The following is a 15,197-nucleotide window of genomic DNA, read 5'->3' as shown; positions in this document are numbered from 1 at the left end:
TGCGCCGCGATTGCAAATCACAGCGGCGGCAAAGTCAGGTTAGACGAAGCGGGCGAGAGTATACGTCTTGAGGTGGTTTCACCGAGGTGGCTTTGTCACGGTTTATTGCGTGGCTTCAGGTTGACGGTTGCGGCTCGCCAAGCTCATCCGGCGCATCCTGCCAGATCAATCGCGGATCAAAACTCATCGCCGCGAGCATGGTGAACACCACGACCAGACCAAAAAACAGAATGCCCACGCGCGGCTCGATATCACCCAGCGCCTGGAACTTCACCAGCGCCGCCACCAGTGCTACTACGATCACATCAAGCATCGACCAATAGCCGATCAGTTCAACGAAGCGGAACATTTTCGAGCGCTCGCGCCGTGCCCAGTTGCTGTTGCGCTGCACGGTGATCAGCAGCAGCGTCAGCGCCACGAATTTGATGCCCGGCACGGCGATGCTGGCGATGAAAATGATCAGCGCGATGTCCCACGCGCCGTGCTGCCAGAACTCAATGACGCCGCTCATGATCGTGCTGTCGGCGCCATTCCCGAGCATTACGGTGTTCATCACCGGCAGCAGATTGGCCGGCACATAAAACGCCAGCGCCGTGAACATGTAAGCCCAGGTTCTGGCCAGTGAATTGGTTTTGTAACGATGCAAATCAGCGTCGCAGCGCGGGCACTGCTGCGGTTCTCCGGTCATGTCGCAGGCGAGTCCGCAGCTGTGGCACAGGCATAGATTGAGTTCGGGGGCGGTTGGTGGCCGGCTCATAGAATCTCCCACAGGTCGCGCACATCGCGCCCGGCAATGCGGATCAGCAACAGACTGAGCGCCGCCAGCGCGAACAAGCCGATGCCTGGCAATACGTCGAGCATCCCGGCCAGTTTGAACACTGCGACCATCGCGCCCAGCAGGCACACTTCGAGCATGCTCCACGGGCGCAGCGTCTCCAGCCAGCGCATGCAGGTCTTGAATCCCGGCGAGCGCTGTGAGGCGAGGGCGAAGCCCAGCACCCAGGTCAGCAGCACCAGTTGAAAGGCCGGGGCGATAATGATGGAGATCGCCGCGACCATCGCGATGAAGGTGATCGGCCCCTGACTCAGCGCCAGTACCGAATCCCACAACGTCGCGCTGTTCTTGATGCCTTGCAGGCTGATGCTCATCACCGGGTAGAAATTGGCGAACAGCCACAACATGCTCGCGGTGAAGGTCAACGCCAGCCGTTGTTGCACCGTCAGTCCGTTGTAGCGCTGCAGCACGCCGCCGCAACGCACGCATATAGTCTTCTGATGTTTGGCGAGTGGGACTTTTTCGTACACGCAGTCGCAGTGCTCGCAGATGATCAAGTGATCAGTCGTGGCCATGGGGCGCTCAAGGATGAAGGGCAAAGGCTGCCTTTAATATAGAAGCGCTGCGGCATTCGGCAACCCGCGCGTGCCTTTGGTCTGCCGGATGGCCGCTTTATCGGCAAGCCGCAGCCGGGAGACTCAAACCGGCTGCGTTGCGGCTTCTGCGGCGATGGCGGCCAGTACGCTCGGTCGGGCGCCGATTCTCTTCATGTACAGCGCCAGCGCTGGCCAGTCGTTGATCTCGATGTTGAACGCCGGCAGCCAAGTGAGGACGGTGAACAGATAAGCGTCGGCCACGCTGAAGCTTTCCATCAGGTACGCCTGAGTGCTGAGAATTCGATTGAGATAATCCAGACGCTTGAACAGTTTTTGCTGAAACATCTTCCTGGATGATTCCGGCAGATCAGCGCTGAATAACGGCGCGCAGCCGCCATGAATTTCCGAGCTGATGAAATTCAAATGCTCCTGCAACCGCGAGCGCGCCCAGGTACCAGCGGCCGGCGCCAAAGCTCGGCTGGGCATAAGGTCGGCAAGGAACTGCAAAATCGCAGGGCCTTCGGTCAGCACTTGGCCATTCTCCAATTCCAGCGCCGCCACGTAGCCCTTCGGATTGATCTGGCGAAAATCGCGGCCGTCGGCAGTGCGTTTGGTCTGGTTGTTGACCCTTATCAGTTCAAACGGCAAGCCAAGTTCACGCAGAACAATGTGCGGCGACAGCGAGCAGGTCATGGGGGCGAAGTACAGTTTCATGGGATTTCCTTTGAATGATGCGGCTCAGCATCCACCAACGCTGCGGCGCTTCGCAAAGGACATCTAGGGTGCTAGCGTATGACAAAATCTCATGGATCGAAGCCTGCCTATGCTCACCCGATTACCCTCGCTCAATGGATTGCGCGCGTTCGAATGCGCCGCCCGACACATGAGCTTTACCAAGGCCGGCGAAGAGCTGAACGTCACGCAAACTGCGATCAGCCACCAGATTCGGCGACTGGAAGATGAGCTCGGCGTGCGCCTGTTCATGCGTTTGAAGGACGGGCTGGCGCTGACCGATGAGGGCCAGGTTTATCTGCCTGGCGTGCGCGCGGCGTTCCATGAATTGCGCCATGCCACCGAGCAGTTACAGGCGTCGAGCAGCCACAGCGTGTTGACCATCAGCACGCTGGTGTCGGTGGGGTCGAAATGGCTGTTGCCGCGGTTGCCGTCATTTCGCGAGGCGCATCCCGAGATTGATGTGCGCATCAGCGCGTTCACCGAGCTGGCAGATTTTCGCAAGGGTGGCATCGACGCGGCGATTCGTTACGGCGACGGCAATTGGCCGGGGCTGCGCGCCGACTGGTTGATGTCCGACGAGATTTTCCCGGTGTGCAGCCCGCGCTTGCTCGCCGGGCCGAATGCGCTGCAAACCCCGGCCGATCTGGCTAATCACACGCTGCTGCAAGTCAACGGTGTGACCGGCAATGACTGGAGCAATTGGCTAAGCGCTGCCGGTCAGCCGCATCTCGCGGCGAAGGATGCGCGTCTAACGTTCGATCTGGCGCTGATGGCGGTGCAAGCGGCGGTGGACGGGCAGGGCGTTTGCATTGGTCGTTCCACCTATGTGGAAGACGACTTGCGCGCGGGCCGGCTGGTGGCGCCGTTTGATCTGCGCTTGAAGTCAGACTCGGGGTTTTACCTGGTCGCGCCACATGCCACGGCTGAGTCCCGGAAAATCACGGCATTCAGAAACTGGTTACTCAGCCGCGTGAACATGTAGGCCTGTCGGATAGACAGGCCTACATGAATCAGGGTTTTTTTGCGTCTTTGGAATCGCTTGAGGTGGCGGCGTCTTTTGCCGTTTCGTGCGATTCAGCGCCAGAGTTGTTACCGGAGGCTTCTTCGCCTTTTTTATCGGCCTTGTCGTATTTGGATTCCGAGCCTTGAGCCTGATCGACCCCGGGAATCCCGCTCGGTGGCGCGGCGGATCCCGCCGAGGATTTGTCGGCCGCCAGCACCGACAGCGAACAGAACGACAGCAGCCCGGCGAGCGTGAGAACGGCGATTGTTTTGTTCATCATCAAATCTTCCGTGCGAGGGGGTGTACTGCGTTGGAAGATTGTCGACGCCAAAGGTGCAGCGCACAGGACGAGCGGCAAGTTGCTCGTCCTCAGATCGAGCGCTGATTCACCCGCGCACTCAGTTGCTCGGCGCTTTCCTTGCGTTCGGAGTAGCGATCCACCAGAAAATCCTGATTGTTGCGCAGCAGCACAGTGAACTTCACCAGTTCTTCCATCACGTCGACCACCCGGTCGTAATAGGCTGAAGGCTTCATCCGGCCTGCGTCGTCGAACTCCATGAAAGCCTTGGGCACCGAGGACTGATTGGGGATGGTGAACATGCGCATCCAGCGGCCGAGCACGCGCAGTTGATTGACCACGTTGAACGACTGCGAGCCGCCGCACACCTGCATCACCGCCAGCGTCTTGCCCTGGGTCGGGCGAACGGCGCCGAGTTCCAGCGGTATCCAGTCGATCTGCGCCTTGAACACGCCGGACATCGCGCCATGGCGTTCCGGCGAACACCACACCTGACCTTCCGACCACAGCACCAGCTCGCGCAGTTCCTGCACTTTCGGATGCGTATTCGGAGCGTCATCCGGTAGCGGCAGACCGGACGGATTGAAGATGCGCACTTCAGCGCCGAAGTGTTCCAGCAGGCGCGCCGCTTCTTCGACCAGCAGGCGGCTGAACGAGCGCTCGCGAGTCGACCCGTACAGCAACAGCATGCGCGGTTTGTGCTCGCTAGGATTCGGCGTTCGTGGCTCTTCGAACAGGCTCAGATCGAGATTGGGCAGGTGCTCTGACATGAAAAGTGTTCCTTAAAGTGTGCCGATTCGGGCCAGCTCTAGCGTGAGTTGTTCGCGGCTTAGCGTATCGAAGGGAAGCCCGAGGAAGGCTGTGCAGCGCTGCTCGATGCGCGCCAATGTGGCGCGGAAAGCCGCGTCGATTTGCGCTTCGTCACCGATCACGTCGGACGGATCTTCCAGCCCCCAATGGGCTTTCAGCGCCGGGCCGAAATACACCGGGCAGGTTTCGCCCGCAGCCTTGTCGCAGACGGTGATCACCACATCCGGCGGGTTGTCCGCGAAAGCGTCATTGCCCTTGCTGTGCAAACCGTCGATGGAAATCCCGGCCTGCTGCAACGTGGTGAGGCTGCGCGGCAGGACCTGGCCTTTGGGGAAACTCCCGGCGCTCACGGCTGCGAAACCGTGGGGTGCCAGGTGATTGAACATGGCTTCTGAAAGGATGCTGCGGCAACTGTTGGCCGTGCACATGAACAGGACTCGCATAAATGCTCCTTGCGCGTGGGCGCAGGTTAGGGATTCAGCAGCAGGCTGCGTCGCGGACAGGACGGCTATCCATGTTTTGCAGGCGCGCAGCGTTGCTGTGCAGCCATTCGGAATTGGCTTGCGCGGTCAGCTGCAATATCTGCTGCACCCACTCTGGCAGCGCCGGGTTGAGGCGGTAATAAACCCATTGGCCCTGACGCCGATCCAGCAGCAGACCGCTGCTGCGCAGTTGCGCGAGGTGACGGCTGATCTTTGGCTGACTGTCGTCGAGTGCACACATCAGCTCGCATACGCACAGTTCACCCTGACTGGCGATCAGCAGTGTGGCGCGCACGCGGGTCTCGTCAGCCAGGCTTTTGAAGAGTTCGGGAGGGGTGATCACGTAGGCGGCTCATTACATGTGGATGGCCGAATATACGGATATCCATATGTTGTGAGCAAGCTTGAATTTGCGAATGGGGGGCGGGGCGCTTGAATCCCCCGCCCGAAACCTGTCCTCAGCGGTTCTTGATCAGGATCGAAAAATTCAACGCAGCTGCGACGCACAGCCAGGCAAGATAAGGAAACAGGATCAAACCGGTGATCACGTCCAGCTGCAACGCCAACACCACCATCGCCGCGACCACCAGCCAAAGCACGGCCAAAATCACCATCGCCGCGAAAATCTTGTGGGCGCCGAAGAACACCGGTGTCCACAGCGTATTCAGCGCAATCTGTGCGGCCCATAACGCCAGAACTGTCTGGCTGCCGGGGATCAAGCTCAACCGGTAACCGGCCCAGGCGAGCAGCAGGTAGATTGTCGTCCACGCGACCGGGAACAACCAATTGGGTGGCGTGAAGCTCGGTTTGGCCAGCGCTTCATACCAGTCGCCCGGTTTGAACATCACGCCGGTGGTTGCCGCAGCAGCGCAGGCCAGAAGGAAAATAAAGAAAGTCATCACCAGTCCTTAGCTGAAATCAGCTGTCCGCTTTTGAAAAGCCATGTCGGCAGTCTTAAAGACACAGACCGTTTCGCTAGCGGAAAAGTTTGGATCGAGGCGAGACTTGTTCTCGACTCTCAGTGCAGGACTCTGCGGCTCTCGCCGATTCTGATGCGGTCAAGTGCGCGGTTCAACGCATCCAGCGCATCGAGAAGGGCTTTGGCTTCGGCTTCGCGGCCATCACCCCACAAGCGCTCGGCCATTTTGTTCAGCGCCTGGATCGAGCGCTCTATTTCGGCGGCGGTGGGGGTCTGGCTTTGCGGTGGCTTCTTCGGCATTTCGGTAACTCTCGGGCTGATGCCGCAAGCTTACAACGCGAACTGCCTGGTGCGAGCGCGTCCCTGCGCTGAAGCTGTTTAGAAGCTGTACTTGGCAGTCAGCATCATGTTGCGCGGGGAGCCATAACTGTCGCCGCCGTAATCCGCCGTGGTGGCAATCGACGAGTAGTAGCTGCGGTCGAAAATGTTGTTGGCGTTCAGTTGCAGATCCAGGTGCTGGTTGACGCGGTAGCCGGCCATCAGATCGGTAACCGCGTAGGCGCCTTGTTTGAGGCGGTTGCTGCTGCCATCAGCCAGTTCGATGTCGTTGTACATGCGGCTCTGCCACAAGATGTTGCCGCCCACGCGCAGTTTTTCCAGCGGACCCTGAAGGTGGTAGGTGGTGGTCAGTTTGAACAGGTGCTCCGGGGTATCGGTGTCGAACTGTTTGTTGATCTTCTGCGGATTTTCCTGGTCCTTGATGGTGTGCGTGCGGGCGTAGGTGTAGCCAGCGCCGACCTGCCAATTGTCGGTGAGCGCGCCTTGCAGTTCGAAGTCGATACCCTGGCTGCGGATCTCGCCGGAGCTTTCATAGCAGGCAGACTGCGGGCAATTTGGCACGAACACTTGCACCGCGCGGTTTTCCTGATCCACGCGGAACACGGCGAAACTGGCATTCAGCGCGCCGTCAAGGTATTCGCCCTTGATGCCGACTTCGTAGTTTTTGCCGGCAATCGGTTTGACCGGTGTGCCCGAAGTGTCCTTGTTGCTCTGTGGAGTAAAGATGTCGCTGTAGCTGGTGTAGAGCGAGTGATGCTCGTCCAGTTCGTAGATCAGACCGGCGTAGCGCGTGACGTTGCGCGTGACCTTGTAGTCGCCATCGCCATCACGGTTGTCGTAGTCATACCAGTCCAGACGCCCGCCGAGAATCAGTTTGAGCGGATCGGCCAGGCTCAGGCGGGTGGTCATGTACAAACCGTCCTGCGTGGTAACTTCGCGCGTGTTGTCGGTGTGGGTGAAGTTCGGCTTGCCGGCGTTGATCGGCCAGTTGGTGTCGTACGGGTCGTAGTTGTGGGTGGTCATGTCGTAGATGCGCTTGCTTGCGCCGACCACCAGTTCATGGCTACGCCCGAATGCTTCGAATGGACCGCTGAAGAACGCGTCCAGACCTGCCTGATTTTCATCGTGGGCCGACTGGTAAACAGTGCGCGCCAGCGTGTTGTTGACCCAGCGCGACTGATAGGAACCGGAGAACAGCGCGTTCTGTTCGGAGTAATTTGCGTTGACCTGCAGCTTCCAGTCATTGGCCAGTTGCTGGCGGACCTCGGCGAACAGCGTGTTGATCTCCTGATCCTTGTTCTCCCACTTGGTGCCCGGGTTGTACGAACGCGGCAGGTCGAGGTGATGGCCATCCTGGCCGATCATCGATGAGCCCCAGAAGTAGTTGGTCTTGTCTTTCTGGTGCGAGAAACCCAGGGTCAGCGTGGTGTCTTCGCTCAGGTCGGCTTCAGTGATGGCGTAGAACAGATCGTGTTGTTCCTCGACGTCATCGATGAAGCTGTTTGTGTCCTGATAAGACGTGACTACTCGACCGCGCAGGGTGCCGCTGTCATTCAGCGGGCTGGAGGCGTCGATTTCGCCGCGATAGTTGTCCCAGGTCCCGGCTGCGCCCGTCAGGGTGACTTTCTGCTCGGCCAGTGGGCGTTTGCGCACCATGTTGATCGCCGCCGAAGGGTTGCCTGCGCCGGTGACCAGACCGGTGGCGCCGCGCACAACTTCTACCCGATCAAACATCGCCAGATTCGGCTGGGCGCCCACGGTTACACCGTTGTAGCCGCTGGGAATGCCGTCGTACATGATGTTGTCGATGTCGAAACCACGCGCGGTGTACGACTGGCGACCGGGACCGCTGGAGAAATTCAGGAACAGCCCCGGCGTGTATTTGACCACGTCGTTGATGCTGGTCATCGCCTGATCGTCCATGCGCTGGCGGGTGATGACCGTCACGGCTTGCGGCGTTTCACGCAAGGTCAGCGGCAACTTGGTCGCGGTGGCCATGGTGCCGGTGGTGTAGGAGTTGGAGCCTTCGGTGGTGCTGCCCAATTGATTCGAGGTGATTGCGGTCGCGCCGAGTTCGAGGACGGCTGGCGGGGCGCTGTCCTGGACCGGACTGCCTTCTTCGGCCAGTGCCGGAGTGATGATCGCCATGCAGACGGCCATGGACAGGAGATTGCGTGACGGATTGAAACGGCAATGCGAGGCGGGGCGCGACATGATTACTTCCTGACTTCTAACTAAGAGTAATGGAGCTAATGCGAATCATTACTATTAATTGTGTCAGGGTTTTTTACAGTGACAAAGGCATTCGTGAAAAAAATGTGAACTGGAAGCGGGAACTGGCGCTTTCGCCTGATGAACTCAAGCGAAAGCTTTGAGGGCATTTACGTCGGTGGAGCGCCTACGCCTGATCCAGCGTCTCCGCCACGCCTTGCTCCTCACCCAGAAAACCACCGCTTTGATGCTGCCACAGCCGCGCGTAGGTGCCGTTCTTCGCCAGCAATTCAGCGTGGGTGCCTTGTTCGATGATGCAGCCCTCATCCATCACAATCAGCCGATCCATGGCCGCGATGGTCGACAGCCGATGGGCGATGGCGATCACGGTCTTGCCCTGCATCATTTCATCGAGGCTTTCCTGAATGGCCACTTCGACCTCGGAATCCAACGCGCTGGTCGCCTCGTCGAGCAACAGGATCGGCGCGTTCTTGAGCATCACCCGGGCGATGGCGATGCGTTGGCGTTGGCCACCGGAAAGTTTGATACCGCGCTCGCCAACAAGCGTGTCATAGCCGGTATGGCCATTCTGGTCGCTCAGTTGCTCGATGAAACCGGCGGCCTGCGCATTCGCCGCAGCAGCACGCACCTGGGCGTCGGTGGCATCCGGGCGACCGTAGGCAATGTTGTCGCGAATGGAGCGGTGCAGCAGGGAAGTGTCCTGAGTGACCATGCCGATAGTGCTGCGCAGGCTGTCTTGAGTCACTTGCGCGATATTCTGTCCGTCGATGCGAATTTCACCGCTGTTTACGTCATAGAAACGCAGCAGCAAATTGATCAGCGTGGATTTACCGGCACCGGAACGGCCGACCAGACCGATTTTTTCGCCCGCACGAATGTTCAGGTTGAGGCCGTCGAGTACCTGGCGTTCACCGTTGTAATTGAAGCTGACATTGTCGAAAGTCACCGCGCCGCCCGCGGGCACCAGCACGCCGGCGTTCGGCGCATCCTGCACCTTCGGGCCGCGGGTCAGGGTGGCCATGCCGTCCTGTACGGTGCCGATGTTTTCGAACAGTGACGTCATCTGCCACATGATCCAGTGCGACATGCCGTTGATGCGCAGCGCCATGGCAGTAATCGCCGCCACCGCACCGGTGCCGACTTCGCCCTGATGCCACAGCCACAGCGCATAGCCGCCAGCGCCAAGGATCAACCCGACCACCAGCGCCTGATTGACGATCTCGAACTGACTGACCAGACGCATCTGCTTGAAACCGGTCTGTTTGAAATCCTCCATCGCCGCGCGCGCAAAGTGCGCCTCACGTTTGGAGTGCGAGAACAGTTTCACAGTGGTGATGTTGGTATAGGCGTCGGAAATCCGTCCGGTCATCGACGATCGCGCATGCGCCTGTTCTTGGCCGACTTTGCCCAGGCGAGGCACGAAGTACAGCATGGCCAGCCCGAACAAGACGATCCAGCCAAGAAACGGCAGCATCAGTTTCAGGTCAAAGGCGCCGGCTAGCGCGATGATCGCAATGAAGTAAACGCCGATGCCCGGGGCGATTTCGATCAGGGTGAACAGCACTTCGCGCACCGACAGTGCGGTCTGCATCACCTTGGTCGTGACCCGGCCGGAGAACTCATCCGAGAAAAACGAAAGGCTTTGCCGCAGCATCAGCCGATGGAAATCCCAGCGCAGCCGCAGCGGCAGATTGATCGCAAGAATCTGGTGCTGAACCATGGTGCGCAGCGCCACCAGCCCGATGCTGGTCAGCAACACAATGCCGATACCCCACAGTACTCGACGTTCTTCCTGCCCGTTGATATCGCCGCCGGCCTTCCAGGTCGAGAGCAGATCCACCACTTGCCCGAGGAAGGAAAACAGCCAGGCTTCGTAGATCGACACACTGGCACTCAACAGCGCCAGCAGCAGCACATAACCGCGCGCACCGCGTGTGCAGGCCCACAGAAAGCGCATCAGGCCGTCGGGCGGTGGCGGCGTTTCGTCGGGGGGGAATGGGTCGAGTCTTCGTTCAAACACGCGAAGCATTGTGGTCTCCGAAAAGGGCAGGTTGAGGGATTCTGCCATTGAACGAAGACATCTCGAAGAAATTGCGTGTAGCCAGCCCCGCTCCATGCCTCCGGGGTCTATCTGATCGCCCCCGGAGTCAGCACTACTGCATGCAGGTCAGCGCGACTCGCTCATAGTTAAGTGCCTCATCGCGCGGAGGCAGCGAGTAGGTCGCCTGACATTGCTTGCCGGCCCATTTAATCGTCAGCGTTGCACTCTGGTCTTGCACCAGGGCCAGAGCTTTGCCGGAAGGGTCGGTAATTGCGATCTGTTTCCCCGCCGCATCCTCCAGCGCTGCACCAAACGGCAAGCGATTGTGCGCGGTGTCGAACAGCTCGAATTGTACCCGGCGCCCGGTCTGCGAAAGGTAGCGCACCAGAACCGCTGCGCCACGGCGCGGTACGACTTGTTGGGTGGCGTTTTCGATCTCGACATTAGCGCCCAGGTCGCGGGTGTCCAGGCTGATCCAGTTGACCCGGTAGGGTTGCGTGTTGGGGATCACGGCAAAACCGTTGCGGCCGGTTTCGGTGCCGCTGTAACTGCCGATCTTGACGCCAGCCGGTACGTCCGGCACTTCGGCCAGGGCGAAGGTTTCGCCGAGGGTCTGGCCCAGGTTGATACCGCCGGCATGCGCGACGACCGAACCCGCCAGGCTGAGGTTTTGCGAGGTGTAGCCGCTTCCCTGGCTGTAGCCGGCGTTGACGTCGACAAAAGAATTACGCGTGCTGATGCTCGCCGATCCCGAATTGCCGCTGGTGCTGTTGTTGCCCGCTTGAACCGAGTAATAGGTGTCGCTGTTCTCCGACAGATAGCCATTCACGCCCAATTGGGTGTTGTCGCCGGATTTCTGGCTGGTGGTCGAGAGGAATGCGCGCGGTGCGCGAGGCGTCGAGCCCAGCGGGAATGACAGCGACAGGCTTAGCTGAGTGTCGTTGTTCGACGGCCCGGAATTACCGACATCCTTGGTGTGCATCACGCCGAGGTTGTACGTCATATCGCGCCAGTTGTTGCTGTAACCGGCGGACAGACTTTGCGATCCGCCACGCCCCCAATAGCGCTGGTCGGTGGCATTGAGGTACACGTTGCCGAATCGCTGGTCGCGGCCAAGGCTCTGGCTCACGGTCAGGTCGGTACGCGTCTTCGAGTTGCCGCGCCGTTGCTCTGTGGCACTTTCATCTTCAATGTGATCGGTCAACGTCCGATAACCCTCGGTGGAGTAGCGATAGGCGGCGAGGGTGAAGTTGGTGTCGGTGCCGGTGAAAGTTTTCGCGTAGAGCATCCGCAGGCTGTTGCCCTGGGTGGTCTGGCCACGTGCCTGGCTGGAAGAGTGGGTGACATCGAACGACACCGCGCCGAACGAGGTGTTACGGCCCATGCCCAGCGACATCGCATTGAAGTTGTCGCTGGTCTGCACGCCGAGAATACCGGTCATGTTGCTGCTCATGCCGTAGGCCAGGGTGCTACTGATGAACTGCGGCGAGGCCAGTCCTTCGCTGTTGCTTTTGTATTTGCCGGCCGAAACGCTGTAATTGATCTGACCCTGACGCACCATGATCGGCAGGCTGGAAAACGCCTGTACGGTTTCGCGCCGACGGCCATCGGCCTCGATGATTGTCACCTGCAGATCACCGTTGGAGCCGCTGGGATAAATATCGTTGATCTCGAACGGGCCGGGCGGCACGTTGGTGGTGTAAAGGATGTAATCGTTCTGCCGAATCTCGACCGTCGCATTGCTCTCGGCCACGCCACGAATCACCGGCGCATAGCCGCGCTCGCTGTCGGCGCGCATGCCTTCATCGGAGCTCAACTTGAGGCCGCGATAACGCACGCTGTCGAACAGTTGCGAGTCGGAGAAAATATCGCCGGCGCTGAACTGACCCTTCAACGCGGTCACGTCATGCTGCAGATAAGTGCGGTTGCTGTGGAAGGTATTGGGCTGGCCGGTGCGGCTGCTGAAGTTCGATTCATTACGCAGGCGCCAGGCGCCCAGATTGACGCCGTTACGCAGCCCGAGATTGTTCGAAATCGTCGTGCCGTTGTCGGTGTTTCTGCGGTTGCTACTTAACTGATAGTTGATGAACGCGGCAGACACGCCGGCATCCCACAGCGCAGGATCCACGTAACCGTGCATCCCGCGTTGCATGGCAACCTGCGGCACGCTGATCGACAGTCGCAGCCGCGCAGGGTCGTAATTGACCTTGGCCTGATCGATCAGGCTCGGCAGGTCGTAACAGGCCTCAGGCACGCCGGGTTGCAACTGGCCGGCTGCTTCCAGTCGGCTCATATTGATGCCCAGTTGTTGCAACATATCCAGGGTCAGACAGGCTTCAACCCGGCCGGTTTTTTCAACGCGACGAAAATCGATATCGCGGCGACCGACCAAGACTTCGTTGCTGTAAACGTCAACCCGGTAATTGCCGGGTAATACGCGGTTGGCCGACAACAACAAATCCAGGTCGACAGACGACCCGACACCCTGCAGGAACGAGGTGTTGAATTGGTTATCTTGTCCCTGGTTCGTTAGAACGACCGACTCGCTTGCATTCGCAAGTTGGGGCACGCCAACGATTATCGCCAGATACAGCGCGTTTAATCCCGGATTGATTGCAAGGCAATGTGGAGGATTAAAGTTGAAAATGCCGCGTGGGAATAAATACATGCCCAGCCCTATATTGCTACAGAGGACAAAAAGATTAATTAGTTATTAAAATCAGGTGGTGTCGCGACGCGCGAGTTACTCTTCGCCAGTTGATTGCGCTGGTTTGGCGCTGATTGCGCTATCGTGATTGAGCATCGCCGTGTAGCGATCTTGCGCGCCGTAGTCGTTGATACTGGAGAAGTTCAACAATGAATAATGCGAGGCGCTTGCAAGTTTAAGTTTCAGGGTTTTGCTTTGACCCGGTGCAATCATCATTGAGTCGACCAGAAGTTCATTTGTGGAACCTGAGCGAACAGTCACGTCTGACATGGACACGTGATAGAGGCCTGGATTGCTGATCGTCAATGTGGCGTGACGTCCTTGCTCATGTATTTGCCACAGCAGTTGTGTCGGAGCGAGATAAGCTTTCGCTGCAAGGCCGGCAGGCCGGAAAAACACTTTGATACGCTGGCGTACAGCCAACTGCAGGGTGTTTTCTTTCTTGGCTGTTTGCGGGATTTCCTGCACGTTGAGCCATACCACTGATTCTCTGTCGGTGGGCATGCCCGTGCCTTCATAAATCACCCGCAGCAGTTGCTGCTCCCTGGACTGGATTCTTGCCAACGGCGGGGTCACGGCGAAAGGCACAGCGTCGCCAGCGTCGTTATCAATCCAGGACTGGATCAACAGGTCGTCGCCATTGTTGCTGACTTTGATGCTGGCTTCCTTGTGTTCACCATCGAACACAAGTCGGGTCGCGCTTAATGAGATACCGGCACCTGCTTGAGGCGTGATCAACGCGCAGTGCAAGCCCAGACATACGCAAAGGAAATGACGAATTAACATGGGTAAACCGCCTGATATTCAAAAAAGGCGGGACGATCACGTCCCGCACAATGTCAGCCCGGAGCCTCGATTACTCGTATTGCAGAGTAAACGGCAGGGTGGCATCGCCACGGCCGGCAACTGCCGTTTTAGGATCGGCAGTGGTCACGTAAGCGGCAGAGAATTTCAGCGTGGTGTCGCCATCCTGCAGGTTGTTTTCAATTCTGGCGGCGGTCGGGGAGCTCAGGTCGATCAGCTCGCCCTGGGCGTCGAGCAATGCAATACCGATGTTTTTCGCTGCACCCACACCCGGGATCAAATTAAGCACTTTAGTGCCGGGGAAAATGCCCGAACCACCGCTCTTGGTCGGTTCGAAGATCATCGCTACTTTTGTACCGGCGTTGCAGTTGATTTTCATATCAAAGTTTTCGACACTCAACTTGCCGCTGCCTTTCGGTGCAGCCGCGGTGCCCATGTCTTTGATGGAAACGTCGCCCATCGCTACCGAGATGGTTTTACCCGGGCCTGCGTCTTCGATCGAGCAGGCGTCATTGTTGATGGTGCCTGTGAAGTTAATAGTGCCGCTGCCCGCTTTGGTCGGGGTTTCAGCGGCAAAGGATTGACCCGCCACAGCGAGCATGGAAAGTGTCAGCAGAGTCAGCGAAAGCTTTTTCATTTCAATATCCATCAGGTCGGAGATAAGTTGTGTTCTAAAACACGACCGAGAATATAAAACGGGTGTGATGGGGTGCCCATCAGACGATTCTTAGAGTCCGGGCTGGATTCGGATAGTTGCGTAATCTCAAGAGGCCGATCACGCTACTGGGTGTATTTCGCAGAACCATTAGTTGAAAACATTGGTTTCCAGGCAATACGTCAGCAGATCCTGGTCACTGCAAACATCCAGCTTGCGCATGGCCGCAATCTTCTGCGTGCTGATGGTTTTTGTACTTCTGTTAAGGCTGCGGGCAATCGTGGTGACGCTCTGCCCGGCGACAAACATGCGCAAGATTTCGAATTCCTTGGGCGACAGCCGCGACAGCCTTTCATCCAGCGCAACATTCGGTTCCATCACGCACGTTGGCGTCGGCTTGGCGCTGTTGAACGGGCGACCTTGCGCCACAGCCATCAACGCCAATTGAATTTCGTCATGCAACTGGCTTTTTTGAATGACTCCGACGACGCCCAACTCATACAGGCGCGTCAGGATCAACGGGCTGGAGATCATGGTCAGTACCAGGACTTTCACATCAGCGAAATGCCTGAGCAGGTATTCCACCAGTTTCAATCCATCGCCGTAAGGCGAGTCGGCGGGCATGTTGAAGTCGGTGATCACCAGGTCGACCGCTTGACGCTTGAGCAGCTCGATCAGCTCGTTCGAGCAAACCGCTTCACCCACGACGCGAAATCGCTCATCGCGCTCTATCAGCTCACGTACGCCCAGTAATACGATGGGGTGATCATCGGCGATCACGACGTTGAGTTTTGCCATGTT

Annotated in this window: 16 protein-coding genes; 1 reads left to right on the top strand and 15 read right to left on the bottom strand. The window is 58.4% G+C overall.

All coding sequences use genetic code 11. The features are described from left to right. Positions 1–115: 115 nt before the first annotated feature. The 3 genes from ACP7BN_RS01855 to gstA all read right to left on the bottom strand — a co-directional run bounded on the left by ACP7BN_RS01855 (position 116) and on the right by gstA (position 2,085). Entirely contained in the window at positions 116–757 is a 642-nt protein-coding gene (locus ACP7BN_RS01855; RefSeq protein WP_426201125.1) for a paraquat-inducible protein A, read from the bottom strand. Beyond that, on the bottom strand, positions 754–1,350 hold the full coding sequence (locus tag ACP7BN_RS01850) for a paraquat-inducible protein A (RefSeq protein ID WP_426201123.1): 597 nt from the start codon (positions 1,348–1,350) through the stop codon (positions 754–756). Before ACP7BN_RS01850 ends, ACP7BN_RS01855 begins: the two co-directional genes overlap by 4 nt. A 123-nt stretch (positions 1,351–1,473) precedes the next feature. Beyond that, positions 1,474–2,085 (bottom strand): glutathione transferase GstA, encoded by a 612-nt coding sequence (gene gstA, locus ACP7BN_RS01845; RefSeq protein ID WP_426201121.1) that lies wholly within the window; start codon positions 2,083–2,085, stop codon positions 1,474–1,476. Between the two features lie 109 nt (positions 2,086–2,194). Between gstA and ACP7BN_RS01840 the strand changes: the two genes are divergently transcribed. Continuing rightward, the gene (locus tag ACP7BN_RS01840) at positions 2,195–3,088 is read left to right on the top strand and encodes a transcriptional regulator GcvA (RefSeq protein ID WP_426201119.1); all 894 of its coding nucleotides are present in this window, start codon (positions 2,195–2,197) and stop codon (positions 3,086–3,088) included. Between the two features lie 28 nt (positions 3,089–3,116). On the opposite strand, the gene ACP7BN_RS01835 is transcribed toward ACP7BN_RS01840, so the two are convergent. The 12 genes from ACP7BN_RS01835 to ACP7BN_RS01780 form a co-directional block, all read right to left on the bottom strand. Then, a complete protein-coding gene (locus ACP7BN_RS01835; protein WP_426201117.1) occupies positions 3,117–3,467 on the bottom strand; it encodes a hypothetical protein in 351 nt (116 codons plus the stop codon). A gap of 11 nt (positions 3,468–3,478) precedes the next feature. Next, positions 3,479–4,177 (bottom strand): arsenical resistance protein ArsH, encoded by a 699-nt coding sequence (gene arsH / locus ACP7BN_RS01830; RefSeq protein WP_426201115.1) that lies wholly within the window; start codon positions 4,175–4,177, stop codon positions 3,479–3,481. 12 nt (positions 4,178–4,189) lie between these two features. Then, positions 4,190–4,660, bottom strand: coding sequence for an arsenate reductase ArsC (locus ACP7BN_RS01825; protein ID WP_426201113.1), 471 nt, complete (start codon positions 4,658–4,660; stop codon positions 4,190–4,192). Positions 4,661–4,694: 34 nt separating this feature from the next. Beyond that, positions 4,695–5,042 carry a metalloregulator ArsR/SmtB family transcription factor gene (locus ACP7BN_RS01820; RefSeq protein WP_426201111.1) on the bottom strand — a complete coding sequence of 116 codons (348 nt, stop codon included), beginning with the start codon at positions 5,040–5,042 and terminating at the stop codon, positions 4,695–4,697. Positions 5,043–5,157: 115 nt separating this feature from the next. Beyond that, positions 5,158–5,598 carry a tryptophan-rich sensory protein TspO gene (gene tspO / locus ACP7BN_RS01815; protein WP_426201109.1) on the bottom strand — a complete coding sequence of 147 codons (441 nt, stop codon included), beginning with the start codon at positions 5,596–5,598 and terminating at the stop codon, positions 5,158–5,160. Positions 5,599–5,717: 119 nt separating this feature from the next. Beyond that, on the bottom strand, positions 5,718–5,918 hold the full coding sequence (locus ACP7BN_RS01810; protein WP_426201108.1) for a hypothetical protein: 201 nt from the start codon (positions 5,916–5,918) through the stop codon (positions 5,718–5,720). 78 nt (positions 5,919–5,996) lie between these two features. Further along, complete coding sequence (locus ACP7BN_RS01805) at positions 5,997–8,171, bottom strand: TonB-dependent siderophore receptor (RefSeq protein ID WP_426201107.1); 2,175 nt, start codon at positions 8,169–8,171, stop codon at positions 5,997–5,999. A 184-nt stretch (positions 8,172–8,355) separates the two neighbouring features. Next, complete coding sequence (locus tag ACP7BN_RS01800) at positions 8,356–10,218, bottom strand: ABC transporter ATP-binding protein (RefSeq protein ID WP_426201106.1); 1,863 nt, start codon at positions 10,216–10,218, stop codon at positions 8,356–8,358. Positions 10,219–10,342: 124 nt separating this feature from the next. Further along, the gene (locus ACP7BN_RS01795) at positions 10,343–12,898 is read right to left on the bottom strand and encodes a fimbria/pilus outer membrane usher protein (RefSeq protein ID WP_426201105.1); all 2,556 of its coding nucleotides are present in this window, start codon (positions 12,896–12,898) and stop codon (positions 10,343–10,345) included. Between the two features lie 75 nt (positions 12,899–12,973). Further along, positions 12,974–13,723: a fimbrial biogenesis chaperone gene (locus ACP7BN_RS01790; protein WP_426201104.1), complete on the bottom strand. Its 750-nt coding sequence runs from the start codon at positions 13,721–13,723 to the stop codon at positions 12,974–12,976. 70 nt (positions 13,724–13,793) lie between these two features. Beyond that, positions 13,794–14,378, bottom strand: coding sequence for a fimbrial protein (locus ACP7BN_RS01785; protein ID WP_420650955.1), 585 nt, complete (start codon positions 14,376–14,378; stop codon positions 13,794–13,796). Between the two features lie 168 nt (positions 14,379–14,546). After that, the gene (locus tag ACP7BN_RS01780) at positions 14,547–15,194 is read right to left on the bottom strand and encodes a response regulator (protein WP_426201103.1); all 648 of its coding nucleotides are present in this window, start codon (positions 15,192–15,194) and stop codon (positions 14,547–14,549) included. Positions 15,195–15,197 lie beyond the last annotated feature (3 nt).

Source organism: Pseudomonas sp. TWP3-1 (assembly GCF_049896625.1).
Taxonomy (GTDB): Bacteria; Pseudomonadota; Gammaproteobacteria; order Pseudomonadales; family Pseudomonadaceae; genus Aquipseudomonas.
Note: the sequence above shows the minus strand (reverse complement) of the source record. Positions and strands in the feature narration are given on the sequence as shown.